Annotated in this window: 14 protein-coding genes; 8 read left to right on the top strand and 6 right to left on the bottom strand. The window is 59.2% G+C overall.

Translation table 11 applies throughout. The features are described 5' to 3' along the window. Positions 1–133: 133 nt before the first annotated feature. The 4 genes from IEX44_RS11435 to IEX44_RS11420 all read right to left on the bottom strand — a co-directional run bounded on the left by IEX44_RS11435 (position 134) and on the right by IEX44_RS11420 (position 4,623). Complete coding sequence (locus tag IEX44_RS11435; RefSeq protein WP_188693465.1) at positions 134–1,837, bottom strand: putative 2-aminoethylphosphonate ABC transporter permease subunit; 1,704 nt, start codon at positions 1,835–1,837, stop codon at positions 134–136. Continuing rightward, positions 1,834–2,976 carry a putative 2-aminoethylphosphonate ABC transporter ATP-binding protein gene (locus tag IEX44_RS11430; protein WP_188693461.1) on the bottom strand — a complete coding sequence of 381 codons (1,143 nt, stop codon included), beginning with the start codon at positions 2,974–2,976 and terminating at the stop codon, positions 1,834–1,836. The genes IEX44_RS11435 and IEX44_RS11430 overlap by 4 nt, the downstream gene beginning before the upstream one ends. Continuing rightward, complete coding sequence (locus IEX44_RS11425) at positions 2,973–3,542, bottom strand: phosphonate degradation HD-domain oxygenase (RefSeq protein WP_188693459.1); 570 nt, start codon at positions 3,540–3,542, stop codon at positions 2,973–2,975. The genes IEX44_RS11430 and IEX44_RS11425 overlap by 4 nt, the downstream gene beginning before the upstream one ends. Positions 3,543–3,609: 67 nt before the next feature. Then, positions 3,610–4,623 (bottom strand): putative 2-aminoethylphosphonate ABC transporter substrate-binding protein, encoded by a 1,014-nt coding sequence (locus IEX44_RS11420; RefSeq protein WP_188693456.1) that lies wholly within the window; start codon positions 4,621–4,623, stop codon positions 3,610–3,612. Between the two features lie 335 nt (positions 4,624–4,958). On the opposite strand from IEX44_RS11420, the gene sstT reads away from it, so the two are divergent. The 6 genes from sstT to IEX44_RS11390 all read left to right on the top strand — a co-directional run bounded on the left by sstT (position 4,959) and on the right by IEX44_RS11390 (position 14,127). Then, entirely contained in the window at positions 4,959–6,191 is a 1,233-nt protein-coding gene (gene sstT, locus IEX44_RS11415; protein WP_188693453.1) for a serine/threonine transporter SstT, read from the top strand. Between the two features lie 126 nt (positions 6,192–6,317). Next, positions 6,318–8,534 (top strand): YgiQ family radical SAM protein, encoded by a 2,217-nt coding sequence (locus tag IEX44_RS11410; protein ID WP_188693450.1) that lies wholly within the window; start codon positions 6,318–6,320, stop codon positions 8,532–8,534. 270 nt (positions 8,535–8,804) lie between these two features. Continuing rightward, complete coding sequence (locus tag IEX44_RS11405; protein WP_188693447.1) at positions 8,805–9,695, top strand: SMP-30/gluconolactonase/LRE family protein; 891 nt, start codon at positions 8,805–8,807, stop codon at positions 9,693–9,695. 180 nt (positions 9,696–9,875) lie between these two features. Then, a complete protein-coding gene (locus tag IEX44_RS11400) occupies positions 9,876–10,931 on the top strand; it encodes an alkane 1-monooxygenase (RefSeq protein ID WP_188693444.1) in 1,056 nt (351 codons plus the stop codon). Between the two features lie 265 nt (positions 10,932–11,196). Then, positions 11,197–12,795, top strand: coding sequence for a carbohydrate-binding protein (locus tag IEX44_RS11395; RefSeq protein ID WP_188693441.1), 1,599 nt, complete (start codon positions 11,197–11,199; stop codon positions 12,793–12,795). A 150-nt stretch (positions 12,796–12,945) separates the two neighbouring features. Continuing rightward, a complete protein-coding gene (locus tag IEX44_RS11390; protein WP_188693434.1) occupies positions 12,946–14,127 on the top strand; it encodes a hypothetical protein in 1,182 nt (393 codons plus the stop codon). Between the two features lie 6 nt (positions 14,128–14,133). Here IEX44_RS11390 and IEX44_RS11385 read toward each other — a convergent pair whose 3' ends face one another. Further along, positions 14,134–15,021 carry a LysR family transcriptional regulator gene (locus IEX44_RS11385; protein WP_188693432.1) on the bottom strand — a complete coding sequence of 296 codons (888 nt, stop codon included), beginning with the start codon at positions 15,019–15,021 and terminating at the stop codon, positions 14,134–14,136. A 102-nt stretch (positions 15,022–15,123) separates the two neighbouring features. On the opposite strand from IEX44_RS11385, the gene IEX44_RS11380 reads away from it, so the two are divergent. Continuing rightward, on the top strand, positions 15,124–16,359 hold the full coding sequence (locus tag IEX44_RS11380; protein ID WP_188693430.1) for an MFS transporter: 1,236 nt from the start codon (positions 15,124–15,126) through the stop codon (positions 16,357–16,359). 67 nt (positions 16,360–16,426) lie between these two features. On the opposite strand, the gene IEX44_RS11375 is transcribed toward IEX44_RS11380, so the two are convergent. Next, positions 16,427–17,407: an aldo/keto reductase gene (locus IEX44_RS11375; protein ID WP_188693427.1), complete on the bottom strand. Its 981-nt coding sequence runs from the start codon at positions 17,405–17,407 to the stop codon at positions 16,427–16,429. A 229-nt stretch (positions 17,408–17,636) separates the two neighbouring features. On the opposite strand from IEX44_RS11375, the gene IEX44_RS11370 reads away from it, so the two are divergent. Next, a complete protein-coding gene (locus IEX44_RS11370; RefSeq protein ID WP_188693422.1) occupies positions 17,637–18,290 on the top strand; it encodes a LysE family translocator in 654 nt (217 codons plus the stop codon). Positions 18,291–18,312 lie beyond the last annotated feature (22 nt).

Here is an 18,312-nt window from a genome sequence, read left to right as displayed (position 1 = left end):
GCGTTATGCTCGCTTGTCGTACAGCTTTGTACTGCCCGCGCTCGCATGCCTTGCCAGCAAGCTTGTATTCGTGGCTTAAAGAGTGTTGGTACATCGAAAAACCAGCCGCCCTGGTGCACGACTGGCGTCAATATCAGTGCTTGCGCCACCCCTGGGTACGGCGCAGTGCCAGCCAGGATGCACCGCCGAAAATCAGGCAGATCACCGCAGAGGTGGCGACAACGACCGTCGCCATCGCTGCCGCAGCAGCGGTATCGCCGGCGTCATCCATATTCAGCACCGCGACGGAAGACAGCACCGTGTCTGGCGTGTAGAGAAAGATCACGGCCGAGACGGTGGTCATGGCGGACACAAAGAAATAGCGGGCGATTTCCAGTACGGCGGGCAAACAGATGGGCAGCGTTACCCGGCGCAAGGTCGTCCAGAACGGCACCTTGAGCGAAGCAGCCACATGTTCAAATTCGCCATCCAGTTGCTTGAGCGCAGTCACCGCCGTCAGGTGTGCCGTGCTGTAGTAATGCACGGTGGTGCACAGCACCAGCAGCGCCATCGTTCCGTACAACACGTTGAGCGGATTGCCCGGGGCATTGAAGAAAAAAATGTACCCGAGGCCCAGCACCATACCCGGCACAGCCATCGGCAATACTGCAAGGAAACCGGTCACGGTGCGGGCCACGGGCGCAGTGCGGATTTTCTCCACCCAGTACGCGCCGACAAACACCAGCAACCCGCCCACCAGCGCAGTCCCCAGCGCCAGCTTCAAGCTGTTGCGGTACGCCAGCCAGCCGCCACCATCCATATTGTCGAAGTCAAAATGTCCCAGACTTGGGGCCAGGTTGTACGGCCATTGCTTGATGAAGGCGGCAGCCACCGACATACCCAACATCAGGATCAGCCAGGCGCAGACCAGCGCGCAGAACAGAACAGCAATGGTATCTGTGGGCAGATGGCGGCGCGGCACCAGCGGCTGGGCTCGCGCAGTCAGCAGTGCTTTTTGCTTGCGTTGCACAAAGCGGTCAACCAGCCAGGACAACACGGCCGGCAGCAGCAAAAACAAGCCATAGACCGAACCCAGGCCGAAATGCTGCTGACCGATCACCTGCTTGTAGATTTCGACAGCCAGGATGTCATAGCGACCGCCGACAATTTTGGGCACACCAAAGTCGGTAATCACCAGCGTGAACACCAGCATGGCGGCAGAGATCAAACCGTAGCGCACCGAGGGCAGCGTCACTGTCAAGAACTGGCGCACGCGCCCTGCCCCCAGCGATGTGGCGGCTTCATACAAGCGCGCATCGGCGAGCGACAGCGCCGTCAGCAAGATCATCAGGGCATGCGGGAATGTGTAGAAGATCTCCCCCAACACAATGCCGATCGGGCCGTAGATCGAGCCATCGCCCATCCAGCTTTTCAGCACGCCCTGGTTGCCAAACAGATAGACGAGAGAAATCCCTGGCAGCAGCGATGGTGCCAGCAACGGGATCAGCGCCAGCATTCTGAATACGCCTTTGAACGGCATTTCGCTACGCATCAGCGCAGCCGCAAAGCCATACGCCAGCGGGATCACGACGGCGGTGGTCGCCAGGGACACGGTCACGCTGTTGGTCAGCAGATACGCGAAATGCGCATCAAACAGGCCGCCAAAGTTTTTCAGGCCCACGTAGGCACCAGACTTGTCTTGCAGCGCCTTGCCCAAAATGGCCGCCAACGGCAACCCGAGGAACACCAGCAAAAAGACGCAAGAAAGCCACGCCAGCCAGCCCGCAAGCCGATCACTGCCCGACTGTGGCAGCCTCGCCGTCCGCGTACGTGTTACAGGGTTCAGCGCCGCGGTCATGCCTTCACCTGCGCTTCATCGGTAAACACGCGCAGCGCGTGTGGCGGCAGTGACACCGGTACACGCTGGCCGGCTTGCAAGTTCAGCGTGGCCAGTTCGGTACGGCTGACATCGGCAATCAGCGTCAGGTTGTTCATGGCCGGCACAATCAGGCTAACGCGGCAGAAACCACCGAGCGACTCCACGCCGCCCAGATGGGCCAGCATGGTGTTCTCACCACCTTGCCAGTGCGCATGCAGCACCACGGCTTCCGGGCGGATAAACAGTGTGACGGTGCGCCCCTCCAGCAGCGGTGGCAGCTTGTTTACCCACAACTGGGTGTCGCCTATGCGTACCGTGCCATGCGGTTGCACTTCGCCCGCCAGCCAGTTGGCGCGGCCAACAAACTCCGCCACGAAGCGGCTTTGCGGCATGGCGTAGATATCATCTGGCGTGCCAATCTGCTCGATATGGCCGTGGTTCATGACCACAATGCGATCGGCCATGGTCAGGGCTTCTTCCTGATCATGCGTGACCATAATGGTGGTGATGCCAAGGCGCTGTTGCAGCGCGCGGATTTCCCGGCGCAAATGCTCACGCACACGGGCATCCAGCGCGGACAGCGGTTCGTCCAGCAACAGTAAACCGGGCGATGTTGCCAAGGCGCGGGCCAGTGCCACGCGTTGTTGCTGGCCGCCAGACAACTGGCCGGGGAATTTGGTCTCAATACCTGACAAGCCAATCAGCGCCAGCAAATCACGCACGCGGGTTTGTTTGTCCTGGCTACGCCCCTTCAGACCGTACGCAATGTTCTCGGCTACGGTCAGGTTGGGGAACAGTGCATATGACTGGAACACAATGCCGTAATCGCGCTTGGCGGCAGGTTGAAGAGTGACATCGCGGCCCAGCATGACAATCTGGCCGGCGTTGGCGCTTTCCAACCCGGCAATGATCCGCAATAGCGTCGTCTTGCCACAACCGGAGGGACCCAGCAGGCAGACAAACTCGCCTTTCTTCACGTTCAGGTTGATATCGTTCAGCGCATTAAAACTGCCAAACGATTTGTTGATCTGGTTCAGGGAAAGCGCGTCGGGCACGCCAACGCCCGGCTGGTTCACGGTCTGGCCTTCATTGAGAGCCTGTTCAAGAATGCGGTTCATGGCGCCTCCTGTTGCGGGGCCGTGCACACCAGCTTGCGGGCGCGCTCCAGATAGTGGTCGAGCGATGCGGTCACGAGGTCCGGCACCTTGGCCAGATCGTCGTAACGCCGCAACGCAATGGCGCTTTCCAGGTGGGGGTTGCGCTCAAACCGGGTGACTTCCTCATCGCTCATTACGCCGCCTTGCAACAGCAGGGACTGGCGCGATGCTTGCGACAAGGTCAGCAGGTATTGGGGAGAAACAGCACACAGATAACGCTTGGCAGTGACGTGCAGGGCAATGGGCGCCAGGACGTCATCCGCAAACAGGTTTTTCAACGCGGCCACGCCCAGTGCCTCGTGGCGGTCATCAATGCCGTTGGCCAGGTCTTCATCGGCCTGACCACTGACGATGTGACCAAAGTCATGCAGCAACGCGGCGATCACCAGGGCCTCTGGTGCGCCGTCCTCATCCGCAAAATGGGCGCTCTGCAGCGCATGCTGCAGTTGGGAAACGTCTTCACCGCCGTACTGCGCGGCACCTTGCGCCGTATACAGGCGCTGCAGGTCTTCAATCGTGATTTGCATGTGTTACCAGGTAAGGCAGAGAACACAATGCGGAGAGCGCCTCGCGCTCCCCGCACCTGACACTCAATTACTTCGGTTCAGACTTGCTGTCGTAACGCTTGGTCCATTCGGCCAGAATGCGATCGCGGTTGGATGCAGACCAGGTCAGATCCTGCTTGATCAGCATTTGCTCGTAGTTGGCAGGAATAAACTCGATCGGCTTGGCCACACCAGGCATGGCGACCACGGCAAAGTTCTTTTCATACAACTCGTTGGCCGAGTGCGAGGCAGACCAGTCGGCCAGCTTCTTGGCGGCATCCAGATTCTTGGTGCCCTTCATGATGCCGGTGGCTTCCAGGTCCCAGCCCAGGCCTTCCTTCGGGAACACCAGATCAATCGGCGCACCGCCCTTCTTCAGGCTGGCAGCGCGGTATTCAAACGAGATACCGATCGGGTATTCGCCCGTGGCCGCTTGCTTGCACGGCTTGGAGCCAGAGTGTTCGTACTGGGCAATGTTCTGATGCAGCGCGTCCATGTATTCCCAGCCACCCTTCTCGCCGAAGATCTTCAGCCAGGCAGAAACATCAAAGTAACCCGTGCCAGACGATGCCGGGTTCGGCATCACGATCTTGCCTTTGTACTCGGGCTTCAGAAGGTCCTTCCAGGATTCCGGCTTCTTCAGACCTTGCTTGGCGGCCTCAACCGTGTTGAAACAGATGGTCGCACCCCAGACATCCATACCAGCCCATGCCGGCGGGTTTTTGCTGTCTACATAGGACTTGGTCAGCTTGTCCACACCCTTGGGGGAGTACGGCGACAACATGCCTTCCTTGTCCAGGATCAGCAACGAAGAAGCGGCAACACCCATCACCACATCCGCTTGCGGGTTGTTCTTTTCAGCCAGCAGTTTGGCGGTGATCACACCGGTGGAATCACGCACCCACTTGATGTGGATACCGGGGTTTTCTTGTTCGAATTTGTCCTGATAAGCCTTGACCTGGTCGGCTTCAAGCGCGGTGTAGACAGTCAGTGTGGTGTCGGCATAAGCGGCGGCACCCCAGAGGGCGATCAGGCCGGCGAGCACGCGAGGCAGGGTTTTCATTTGGGCAATCCTTGTCTTGGTTCTGTCGGGTTCTGTGTTGCGAGTGATCACCGTGTTTTGCAACAGCGGTCATCCTGGTCAATAAAGGTCTGTCGATCAGACGAGGCGGATTGTGCGAGGAGAGTGTTACAACGTTGTGACGTCTAGACGAATTTGCGATGACCACCGGTTCCGTTGGCCAATCAGAACTACCCGCCAGGAAACGCCTGATATTGATGTGAGGATTTAACAGTTGCGCAATTGTGCGCAGCGCCGGGCTTTGCTCCCGGCATACCATGGCCGGCTTGTCTTCAAACAGGCGCAAGGTGCGACAGCACCGCCAGGGTATTCATTTCATGACAAAAAAATCCAAACTGATGCAGTTCGTGTTGCATGGCAATCTGGTCGTCCGCATCCTGATCGGCCTGATCGCGGGCATGACGCTGGCAGCCTGTTCGGCCAGCGCCGCCGCCTCGGTCGGCGTGCTCGGTACGCTCTTTGTCACTGCACTGAAGTCTGTTGCACCGATTCTGGTCTTTGCCTTGGTCACCAGCGCCATTGCCAGCCATAAAGCAGGCCAGCGAACCAATATCGGCCCGATACTTGCCTTGTACGTCACGGGCACGCTGGCTGCCGCGCTGGTGGCGGTGGTCGCCAGCTTCAGTTTTCCGGCCACACTGACTCTGGTCGTCCCCACGGCAACCACGGCCACCCCGGAGGGCATTGGCGCTGTGTTGCGCACGCTGGCACTGAACGTGGTGGACAATCCGGTGCGCGCCCTGGCGGACGGTAATTACATTGGCATTCTGGCGTGGTCCGCCGGGCTGGGCCTTGCCTTGCGCCATGCCAGTGCAACGACGCGTACAGTCATCGCTGACCTCTCCAGCGGGATCGCCCATATCGTCCGTTTGATCATCCAGTGTTCGCCCATCGGCATTTTCGGTCTGGTTGCCGCAACGCTGGGTACCAACGGCTTCGGTGCCCTTGCCCACTACGGCAGATTGCTTGAAGTACTGATTGGCTCGATGTTGTTTGTTGCACTCGTCGTCAATCCGCTCATCGTATTTTGCAAAACACGACGCAATCCCTACCCGCTGGTATTTACCTGCTTGCGGGAAAGCGCACTGACCGCTTTCTTCACCCGAAGCTCGGCCGCCAATATTCCGGTGAATCTGGCGCTCTGCCGCAAGCTTGACCTGCATGAGGACACCTATTCGGTTTCGATCCCGCTGGGCGCTACCATCAATATGGCTGGCGCCGCGATCACCATCACGGTGCTGACGCTGGCCGCAGTCAATACGCTGGGCATTGCGGTCGACTGGCCCACGGCGTTGTTGCTCTCTGTGGTTGCTGCTTTGTGCGCTTGCGGCGCGTCGGGCGTGGCGGGTGGTTCGCTGTTATTGATCCCGCTGGCATGTGGCTTGTTCGGGATTAGCAACGACCTGGCCATGCAGGTCGTGGGCGTGGGCTTCATCATCAGCGTCTTGCAGGATTCATTCGAGACAGCGCTCAACTCATCGACAGACGTGTTGTTCACAGCGGCTGCCTGTCATGCGCAAGATCATGACAAAGTGCTCGCGCAAGCATGAGGGTGCGATGCCCAGGCGGCGAGACAAGCGCCGCCTGGCGACTATCCTGATGAAAAATTTCATTTTTCCGGGACTCAACCGGCATATTTCTGCGAAAATAGCCGATTGCCCGAAGCCGTGATCCGCATGAGCCAGTCTCCCTCCCCGATTTTTGATCTGCCTGCCGGCATGAAGCCGCGCCAACCCGCCCCATTCCTGCCGATGAGCCGTGCAGAAATGAACAAACTGGGCTGGGATGAGTGCGACATCGTCCTGGTGACAGGCGACGCCTATATCGACCACCCCAGCTTTGGCATGGCACTGATTGGCCGTCTGCTGGAAGCACAGGGTTTCCGTGTGGGCATCATCAGCCAGCCAGACTGGCAATCGGCAGAGCCATTCAAGGCGCTGGGCAAGCCGCGTCTGTTCTTTGGCGTCACGGCCGGCAATATGGATTCGATGATCAACCGCTATACGGCTGACAAAAAACCCCGTTCCGACGACGCCTATACGGCAGGCGGTGAAGGTGGCAAGCGGCCAGACCGCGCGCTGACCGTGTACTGTCAGCGCTGCCGCGAGGCGTATCCGGGCGTGGACATCATGGCCGGCGGCATTGAAGCCAGCTTGCGCCGTATTGCCCAGTACGACTACTGGAGCGACAAGGTCCGCCAGTCCGCCCTGGTCTACGCCAAGGCCGACATCCTGCTGTTTGGCAATGCTGAACGCGCGCTGGTAGAAGTCGCCCAGCGTGCCCATGCCGGCGAGCGTCTGGCGCAAATCCGCGATGTGCGTGGCACGGCCTTCATGACCCGCCAGGGCTGGATGCCCGCAGAAGACTGGTCGGAAATGGATTCGACCACCGTCGATACCCCGGGCCGGGTTGATGCGCATCCGGACCCCTACGCCATGGAGTCGGAAAAACAAAGCGCCCCGACCCCGCCGGACACAGCCCAACCCATCAAGCTGGTCAGCAAGGCAGAACGCCTGGCCGCCAAGCAGGCACAGCGCCAGAAAACCGTGGTGCGCATCCCGGCGTTTGAAGCCGTGGCGCATGATCCGGTTTTGTACGCGCATGCCAGCCGCACGCTGCATCTGGAATCCAACCCCGGCAACGCCCGCGCGCTGGTACAGGCCCACGGCGAGCGTGACGTGTGGATCAACCCGCCGCCTATCCCGCTGACCACGCCGGAGATGGACTACGTCTACGACCTCTTCTACGCCCGCAATCCGCACCCGTCTTACGGTAATGCGCGCATCCCGGCGTGGGAGATGATCCGGTTCTCTATCAACATCATGCGCGGCTGTTTTGGCGGCTGTACCTTCTGCTCGATCACCGAGCACGAAGGCCGAATTATCCAGAGCCGATCGGAAGAATCGATCCTCAACGAGATCGTGGAAATCCGCGACAAGACGCACGGCTTTACCGGCCATATCAGCGATCTGGGCGGCCCGACCGCCAATATGTATCGCCTGGCCTGTAAAGACCCGAAGATCGAACAATCCTGTCGCCGCTTGTCCTGTGTGTATCCGGGCATTTGCGAAAACCTGAACACCGATCACGCGCCACTGATTCAGCTGTATCGCAAGGCGCGGGCGATTCCCGGCGTCAAGAAGATCACCATCGGCTCTGGTCTGCGTTATGACCTGGCCGTGGAAAACCCGGAATACATCAAGGAACTGGTCACCCACCATGTGAGTGGTTACCTGAAAATTGCGCCGGAGCATACAGAAGAAGGCCCGCTCTCCAAGATGATGAAGCCGGGCATTGGCACGTTCGAGCGCTTCAAAGCCTTGTTCGACAAGTTCAGCGCTCAAGCTGGCAAAAAACAGTACTTGATCCCTTACTTCATTGCCGCCCACCCGGGCACGACCAATGAAGACATGCTGAACCTGGCGCTTTGGCTGAAGGAAAACAACTTCAAGCCCGATCAGGTGCAAGCCTTCACCCCGACGCCGATGGCCATGGCCACCACCATGTGGCACACCCGTCGTAACCCGTTGCGCAAACTGGCGCGTAGTTCGGAGAAAGTCGAAATCATTCGCGATGCGCATCAACGCAAGGTACACAAGGCGTTCCTGCGTTATCACGACCCGGCTAACTGGCCGATCCTGCGTGAAGCCTTGCTGGAAATGGGCCGGGCGGACTTGATTGGCAACAGCCCCAAGCACCTGATCCCGCCACAACAACCGGGTGAGCGCCCGGTTGCCCCGCCACGTAATCCTCGTCCTGCTGCGAACGCAGCTGCCGGTGGTGCGCGCAAGCCGGGTGCGGCAGGGGCTGCGCCGGCGACGCGCAAGAAGATTGTCGGGCCGGGTCAGGGCAAAGGGAAGAAGACCTTTGCTGGCAAGACCCGCGCACGGTGATCTGATGTTTGCGTGAGATGGAGCCCCGCCGTTGGCGGGGTTTTGTTTTTTGGGCACCGGAAACGGTGGTGACATGCCTGTGCCATGAGACACCAGAAACATGGCTAGCGCCTGACAGCGGATGATGTTTTGTAGATACGGGGCATCCACACTGCGCCAGAAAATCCGACCCTCGGGTATTCACCCAATCCCCTCTCCTCGCCGGAACCCGGTAAATTAGCCACCCACCGAAAACGTTTTCAGTCCACCCCAATCGCCCAGGAAATCAACATGAGCGCCGTAGTCCGTTGCCTCTCAGATGGTCAGTACAACCTTGCCGAAGGCATCATCCGTGACGAGCACACCGGTTTTTTGTGGTGGACCAATATCCACGCCAAAGAACTGTGGCGCATGAAGCCGGGTACCGGCGCACACAAGTGCTGGCATCTGCCACAACGGCTGGGGTGCTTTGCATTAACGCAAAACCAGGACGTACTGTTGGTGGCACTGGAAACCGGCCTGGCTCTGTTCAACCACGCGCGGGACGAGTTCACGCGCCTCGTCAGTGTAGAGACTGATCTCCCCAAGACCCGTACCAATGATGGCCGTTGTGACCGGGCGGGTAACTTCATTTTTGGCACCATGCACGAGGGCAGCCCGGAGCCCGTTGCATCCATTTATCGCTTCGATACCGAAGGCAAGCTCACCCGGCTGGATCTGCCCAAAGTCGCTATTTCCAACAGCATTTGCTTCAGCCCGGATGGCAGCATCATGTACTGGTGCGATTCGCTGCAGCACAAGATCATGCAAAGCGATTACGACGCCGTCACCGGCGCGGTGGGCAATCACCGCGTGTTTGTCGATCTGGGCGAGACCATCATCGAGCCCGATGGCTCAACCGTTGATGCCGACGGTTATCTGTGGAACGCCCAGTGGGCAGGTAACTGCGTGGTGCGTTATGCGCCGGATGGATCGGTCGATCGCGTCATCGATATGCCAGTGGCCCAGCCGACCTGCGTGACCTTTGGTGGTGCCGATCTGGATACGCTCTATGTGACCAGCGCACGCAACGGTTTGAGTGTGGAAGCACTGGCCCGGCAGCCGCTGGCTGGCGCAGTGTTTGAAGTGCGCCTGGAAGGCATTCGCGGCTTGCCGGAAAACCGCTGGCTGGGCGCGGTTTAAGCGACTGGATTTTTATCCCAAAAGCATATTTTGATATGACAAACGTTTGCGGATTTGCCTTAAAAAACCGCAACTTTGCCGGATATCGCCCGATTTTGCCGTCTGGCTGTCTTACACCGTAAACCACCGCGAGAGCCGTTATCGTTTCGGCAAACGATGAATTGTATCGCGGGAGAATTCATGCAAGTCCAACCCCGCGCCTGCGTCTATATGCTGGCGTGGCTCTTCCCTCTTTTGAGCATGTGGGGCATCGAAACCGGTGGTGCGGCGACCTTCGCCTTGCCGGTATTTGCCTTTGTGCTGGTGCCGGTGGCTGATTTGTTCGCCGGCCGTTCACCACGTCTGCCCAACCGGGATGGTGTCGCCCTGGCCGACTGGATCATGTACGCCTATGTGCCGCTGGCACTGCTGGCCCTCGCCACCGGTGTGAGCGGGGCATCCCGCTGGACGATGCTGGAATGGGTCGGCAATACCTTGTCGCTGGGCGTGACTGCGGGTGTAGGCATTGTGGTCGCCCACGAGTTGGGACATCGTCGTTCAACCGTGCTGCGCTTGTTGTCACGGCTGATGCTCTGGACTGCGGCGTACGGCCATTACCGGGTAGAACACAATCGTGGTCATCATGTGTGGGTGGCCACGCCGTATGATCCCGCCACAGCACGCCGCAACCAACCCTACTACGCCTTCTGGTGGCAAGCCGTCAGCGGCACACTGCGTGGCGCCTGGGCCCAGGAAGCAGCCCGTTTGATGAAACGGCAACTGCCGGGCTGGCACTGGCGCAATGAAGTCTGGCAGAACCTGGCCGCCACCCTGTTGCTGGCGGTATTTGCGTGGCTGCTGGGCCGCTGGGCCGGACTGGGGCTCTACGCCGCACAGGCGGTGATCGGATTCTCTTTGCTCGAAGCGGTTGACTATATCGAGCACTATGGTCTGATGCGGCACCGCCATGCGGATGGCCGGTTTGAGCGCATGACCGCAGCGCATAGCTGGAGCGCCAATCACACAGTCAGCAACTGGCTGCTGTTTGAACTGCAACGCCATGCCGACCACCATGTGCGTCCGCTGCTGCCGTTTTCAGCACTGGGCGACCAGGCGGAATCTCCCATGTTGCCAGCCAGTTATCCCACCATGATCCTGCTCGCCCTGTGCCCGCCACTGTGGTACCGCGTGATGCATCCGCGGCTGGATCGCCATTACGAACACCTCGCCACCGAGCGTGGCGTCCAGGCCGTCTGAGCCGCGCCACACCCGCCTCACGCTGATCCGCCAAAAGCCACCGGTTGTCGCCGTGGACGTTTGGCGGGTCTGCCGCAGACCCGCGCTAATACTGGCTTTACCTGATTGTTACAGCTTTATGGACCGGATAGCTGCGGTCCGGGGGTTGATCTATGATCGCCTGCAGCGGACCACCTTGAGGTGGCCGTATAAAAACACAAAATCAGCCGTACACAAGAAGCGGTTCAGAAAAGCAAGACCAACACTAAAGATGAGGATGATCGAAATGAAATCACGCTTGTTCACACACAAGCGCGGGATGCTTGCGCTCGCCGCAATCCCCGCCGCTATTGCAGCTGTTTCTGCCTTTGCTGCTTACCCTGCCTGGCAAGACGGTGGCACCTACAGTGCCGGCACCATTGTTTATTACAACGGCCACGACTATCAGGCCCTCGTGACTCAGACCGATTACGTGGGCGCCAACTGGAACCCGGCCGCCACACCAAGCCTGTGGAAAGACCTGGGCGCAGATACCAGCGGGGCTACACCCACGCCCACACCGGCGCCGACCCCTGCACCTACACCAGCACCGACCCCCGCGCCGACGCCTGCGCCCACACCGGCACCTACCCCGGCCCCGACGCCAGCGCCGACCCCTTCGGGCAACTGTAATGCGGTCTGGAGTTCCAGCACCGCGTACAACGGTGGCGCGACGGTCAGCTACAACAACGTGAACTACACCGCCAATTTCTGGACGCAAGGCAACAACCCGAGCACCAGCAGCGGCGCAGCCGGCTCTGGCCAACCGTGGACCGCCACCGGCAACTGCACGGGCGGCACACCGGCGCCCACCCCGACACCAACCCCAGCGCCGACGCCGACACCTGCGCCTACCCCTGCACCCACACCGGCGCCGACGCCTGCCCCTACTCCGGCACCGACACCTGCTCCGACGCCGGCACCCACACCGTCCGGCAGCCTGCCGAACCATGTGCTGGTCGGTTACTGGCAGAACTTTGATAACGGGGCCGCCGTGCAGACCCTGGCGCAAGTACCGACCACCTACAACGTAGTGGAAGTGGCGTTTGCAGACTCTGACACAGCCAACGACGGCGGTATCACCTTCAATATCGACGCTGGTTTGTCCAAAGCGGTCAGCGGTGGTTACACCAACGCCCAGTTCGCCAACGACATCAAGACCCTGCACAGCCAGGGCCGCTTTGTGGTGTTGTCGATTGGTGGTCAGAACGGCAGCATCACGCTGGGTAACAGCACGGCAGTAACCAACTTTGTGAACAGTGCGTATTCGCTGATCCAGCAGTATGGCTTTGACGGTATCGACATCGATCTGGAAAACGGCATCAATGTCGCCAACCTGGAAAGCGCGCTGACGCAACTGCATACCAAGGTCGGTAACAACCTGATCATCACCATGGCCCCGCAGACCATCGACATGCTGCCGGGTATTCCGGGCGCTGGCGCTTACCTGCAAGTGGCGCGAGATCTGGGCAGCATCATCACCATGGTCAACACCCAGTACTACAACTCCGGTTCCATGCCAGGCCGGGATGGCAAGAACTACAACCAGGGTACGGTGGACTTCATTACCGCCCAGGCCGATGCCGTACTGGCCTATCTGCAACCGGGCCAGGTGGGTCTGGGCTTGCCAGCCTCTGCCTCTGGTGCCAGCAGCGGTTATGTTGATCCGTCCGTGGTCAACAATGCGGTGGACTGCCTGACACAAGGCACGCATTGCGGTAGCTACATCCCGGTTGCCAAGTACCCGGGGCTGCGCGCCGTGATGGACTGGTCGACCAACTGGGACGCCAGCAACAACAACAACTTCAGCAACAGCGTTGCGGCACACCTGAAAACACTGCCCTGATCGCCTTCTGAACTCGCAGAACCAGAAACGCCCCGGAAACGGGGCGTTTTTTATGGCTGCGCCAGACTGATCCTCACCCTTTCAAAATGCTTAAGTTTGTTCGATACATGCCGATACATAGATCATACAAAAATCAAATCGCACACGATCATGACCCTCCTCTCCAACCTCGCGGCGACCACCCGCATGGCGCTGAGCGGGCCGGCTGGCAACGGCGTTAGCCAGTCAGACCTGCTTAAGGCACGGCAAATTGTCGATGCACAACAGGCTGCCCAGGATGAGAAACAGGACGATACAAAATCGTCCTCCAGCCTTGTCACCATTGACTTGAGCGCGCTGCGCCAATCACTGACCTACCGCCCGACCAGCGTGGCAGCGCCCTCGACCTCTCCCATGGCGTCCATCCTGCAAAAGCTGGGTAATGTGCCCAGCGCCAGTTCACAACGCAAAAATGCAGCACGCGCACGATTGAACCGGCTCAAGAGTCAGATTGAAGCCATGAAGAAAGCGGCCATTGCGCTTAACCCACGTGCTGCCAAGGCGATGGCGGCAGTGCTGAAAATGCTGGCGGCACAGTTGAAATCCGCAGCAGCAGATCTGGCGGGAAGTGACGGTGGTGGCACGTCAGCCGGCAGCAACATGAGTATTCAGGTCAATAATGCGTCTGGCACATCAACAGCCGCACCGACGGGCTCCAGTGACGCGGCATCCAGCGCAAACGCCGCTGCTGTGAGTCAAGCGAATAACGCCGATGGTGCATCAGATGGCACGAGTAGTGATCAAAGTGCGAGTGATGATGCATCAGGGGGTGCAGATGCCACCGCCGCCGCTCAGGCTCAGGCACAAGCTGCGACAGAAGCCAGCGCATCAGATCAACAAACAAGCGCCACGGCGACAAGCACTGGTGATTCCGATAGCGGTGACACCACTACGCCCACTCAGAGCACAACCACGGCTTCGAGCCCATCAAGCCAGGATGACAAAGCCGTCGCCCAGGACGCAGCCCAACTGGCGCAGACCGCGACACAAGCGGCCAGCACTGCCGGCAAACCAGGCAGCAGCGCTAATTTCAAGATTCCTGGTTCGGGCAGCAGCGGCGGCGGCATGAGCGCCAGCGACAAAGCGCTGGTCGAGGCCGTTGCACGCAGCCTGCAACAACTGGTTGCGCTGGTGAAGATGCACCTGCACGGCAAAAACAAGGATATTCAGAGCGCAGAATCATCTATCAAGGACGCTGTAAAAGCAGCCGCGGGCGCTGCTACCGGATCGGCTACCATCAGCGTGGCCATCGGCAATGTCGGCGGCGACCCCGGCACGGGCACGGGTCAGTAAACCGGCTCAGTCGGCCTGTTCCAGCAAAGCCACAAAATTAGCCACCAACGGTGATGTGTTTGGTACGCGGGTGGCCAGTGACGCACTGGCCATTGCACCCGCATCGGCCAACGGGAGATAACGCACCCCCTCCACCCGCACGCAAGATAGCGGAGCCGGCAGAATGCTGACCCCCAACCCTGCCGCAACCAGCCCAATCAGCGTGGTGCCTTCACGTGCCTCCTGAACCACGTTCGGCGCAAAACCTGCATCGTGGCAAAGGCGCTGAATATGGCGATAAATACTGGTCCCGGCAGACTCTGAGTACATCACAAACGGTTCATTCGCCAGTTGCTGCAGCCGCACCGTGTCCTGTCCGGCCAGCGGATGATCATCTCGCAGCGCCAGCACCAGCGGGTCTTCAGCCAAATGCCGCAGGACTACGTTTTCCGGTACCTGTACATCTGATGTGCGCACCATACCGATGTCGACCGTACCATCTGCGACTGCGGCCATTTGTTGCACGGTCATCATTTCCCGCAGAGTTAAATGAACATGCGGATAACGCTGGCGGAAGCGGTAAATCAATCGCGGCAGAAAACTGGTAAAAGGCAGTGAAGGCGTGAAACCGATGATCAATTCGCCGACCTCGCCTTTGGCGGCGCGACGTGCGTCTTCGGCGGCATCAGCGGTTTGTTGCAAGATGCTGCGAGCACGAACCAGAAAGCGTTCTCCTGCCGGGGTGAGAGCCACTTTGCGGCGGCTGCGAGCAAAGAGTTCTACGCCCAGTTCAGCCTCCAGCGCCTGGATTTGCTGGCTCAACGGGGGCTGGCCAATATGCAGTTTTTCGGCGGCACGCGTGAAGTGCAGTTCCTCTGCCACGGTCACAAAATAACGCAGATGTCGCAGTTCCATTCATATCTCAAACATATCAGAACATGCATAAATATATATTGGACTGGCAGTCAGTGCGAGCATAAGCTTTTGCTGTCACATGCAGCATTGTCAGGCAACATCATGCAAGACCCCGCGCAACAAGCTCTTATCAAAGCCGGCACCCCGGCTTATCGCCGCACCAATATCGCCTTGTTCCTGGGCGGTTTTTCCACCTTCTGGTTGTTGTACTGGGTGCAGCCGCTACTGCCCATGTTTTCCCGCGTATTTGGTTTGAGCCCGGCAGCCAGCAGCGTAGCGCTCTCCATCTCTACGGGCGGCCTTGCGGTGGCGCTGATCCCGGCCAGTTTTATTTCTGACCGCTTTGGCCGCAAACCGGTGATGTGTACAGCCATGTTTGCCGCCGCGGTTCTGACGCTATTGAGCGCCTTTGCGCCCGGTTTTGCTAGCTTGCTTGTGTTCCGCATTTTGTGTGGCGTGGTGCTGGCTGGCTTGCCCGCTGTCGCCATGGCTTATCTGGCGGAAGAAATCGACCCACTGTCGCTGGGTTCATCCATGGGTTTGTATATCGCCGGGACTGCATTGGGTGGCATGAGCGGGCGTTTGACCAGCGCATGGGTGGCAGACTTTTTCACCTGGCGTGCAGCAGCGGGTTTTGTCGGTGGTTTGGGTTTGATCGCCGCCTTTGTGTTCTGGCGCTTCTTGCCCGCATCCCGGCACTTTACATCGCGTGCGTTGCCCCTCAGCGCCCAAGGCCGCAAAGCCTTGTGGCAAGCCGTGCGTGTCTTGTTTGCTGATGCTGGCCTGCCCTGGTTGTTCTTTACCGGTTTCGCACTGATGGGCTGTTTTGTGAGCCTGTACAACTACATGGGTTTCCGGCTGGAACGCGCACCGTTCAACTTGTCTGACTCAACCATCGGCATGATCTTCGCGCTGTATCTGGTCGGCACATTTGCTTCGGCCTGGTCGGGCAAGATGGCTGACAAAATCGGCCGTCGCCATGTGTTGTGGGGCATGAAAGTGTTGATGCTGGCCGGCCTGTTGCTGACCTTGTCCGACTGGCTTCCCCTGGTGATTGTCGGCATTGCCATGTTCACCTTTGCCTTCTTTGGCGGCCACACCGTGGCGAGCAGCTGGGTTGGCCGCCGCGCCGGGCCGGCCAAGGCCTTGGGAGCTTCGCTGTACCTGAGCGCATATTATCTGGGGTCCAGCCTCGTGGGTTCACTGACGGGTTTGTTCTGGGCTGCGAATCAGTGGACCGGTGTATGCGGCGCATTGGTGTTCATCGTATTGATTGCACTGGGCGTAGCGCTACGTTTGCGCAGCTTGCAGGCCAAGCCATTGGCCGTCGCGCATTAAACCATCACGCCAAAACAAAAGGGCGGGTAGCCATGTGGCCCCGCCCTTTTGTTTGGTCATGCCACGCTTACCAGCGCTGGTGCACGTGCGGCTTGATGTACTGCGCGTAGATATCGGCCACCGCTTTCATCTGTGCCTCAGTCAGTGCGGGCAGGTTGGCTGCGGCCGCGTTATTGGCAGCCTGGGCCGGATTTTTCGCACCAGGAATAGCGACCGTGATCGCGTCGAACATCAGGATCCAGCGCAGCGCCATTTGCGCCATGGGTACATCACCAATCACACCACGCAACGCTTCCACAGCTTTCAGGCCGGTTTCGTATGGCACGCCAGAGAACGTCTCGCCAACGTCGAATGCCTCACCATGGCGGTTGAAATTGCGGTGATCTTCTGCTGCAAACTGACTGCTGGCATTGAGCTTGCCAGTCAGCAAACCGCTGGCCAGCGGCACCCGGGCGATGATCGCCACATGCTGTGCTTTGGCGCGGGCAAAGAAATGCTCGGCCGGGCGCTGGCGGAACATATTGAAAATGATCTGCACGCTGCTGATCGGAAACTCCAGCGCTTTGATGGCCTCCTCTACTTTCTCTACCGACACGCCGTAGGCTTTCAGTTTGCCTTTGGTGACGAGCTTATCCAGTGCCTCGAAGATTTCCGGGCGATAGAAGACTTCAGTCGGTGGACAATGCAATTGCACCAGGTCAAGCGCATCGACTTCGAGATTGCGCAGCGAATCATCAATGTAATGTTCCAGCGCTTGCGGTGTATAACCGGCGGAGATATGCGGGTTGATCTTGCGCCCGGCCTTGGTGGCCACCATGATGCCATCGCGGCCACGCTGTTTGAGCACACGCGCAATCAGGCGCTCTGAACGGCCATCGCCATACACATCGGCCGTATCCAGAAAATTGACACCCGCATCCAGCGCAGCATGCAGCGCAGCTTCAGCGTCTTTGTCAGACACATCGCCCCAACTGCCACCAATAGCCCAGGCGCCAAAGCCGATTTCAGATACGCTTCTGCCGGTATTACCAAACTGACGTTGTTGCACGGTGCTCTCCAAGGTGTGCTCATGACATTGGCGAGCAGTGTAGAAGCCCGCCCGCGAAAAAGGTATTCATTAATCTGCTGACCGGGGCTGCGATATTTGGTGACCATGTCCTTTGTTTGTGGCAAGCGCCTGTTGCGGATAAACATTGCCCGGCAGCGTGACTTGGGCGGTGCGAAGCCGCAGCGTATAGTGACCGCCTTCCCCGCCCTACCAAAGTTTGTATCCCACCATGCTGGCCGTGCTGCTTAAAGGTTTTCTGCTGTCTCTCTCGCTGTGCCTGGATATTGGCATCGTCAACACGGCGCTGATCAATACCGGTATCCGCGCCGGCGTGCGTCCTGCCTTCATGCTGGGTCTGGGTTCTTGTTTTGGCGATATCACCTATGCCGCGCTCTCCCTCTTTGGCCTGGCCGTGCTGTTTCAGTTCACTGCCATACGCTGGGTACTGTGGCTGGGCGGCGGTGCGTTGCTGTTATGGCTCACCTGGAAAATGGCCAAAGCTGCTTGGGTCGAATCCCGTCGGCAGCAAGAGGCACCTGATTACGACGCCGCAGCCGAAGCGCAGGCCTGGTCGCCGAAAGTGGAGTTTTTACGCGGTCTGGGTATGGCATTGGCCTCCCCCACAGCCTTGCTCTGGTACGCAGCCGTCGGTGGCGCAATTATCGCCCAGGCCACGGATGGCTCTGCGCTCATGAACGCGCTGTTTCTCGGTGGTTTTTTTGCCGGTGGCCTGGCATGGTCAGCGTTTCTGGCCGTGTTGGCAGGTAAAGGCCGGCATTTGATCGGGCACAAGCTGGCCTTGTACTGCAATGCATTTTCCGCAGTGTTGTTTGCGTATTTTGCGGTGACGGTGATTGTTGAGGGGTATCGGACGCTGTTGTGATGGTTTGGGCGTACGGCATGCC

Source organism: Silvimonas amylolytica (genome assembly GCF_014645555.1).
In the GTDB taxonomy this organism is placed as follows: domain Bacteria; phylum Pseudomonadota; class Gammaproteobacteria; order Burkholderiales; family Chitinibacteraceae; genus Silvimonas; species Silvimonas amylolytica.
This window is presented reverse-complemented; position numbering and strand designations above follow the sequence as displayed.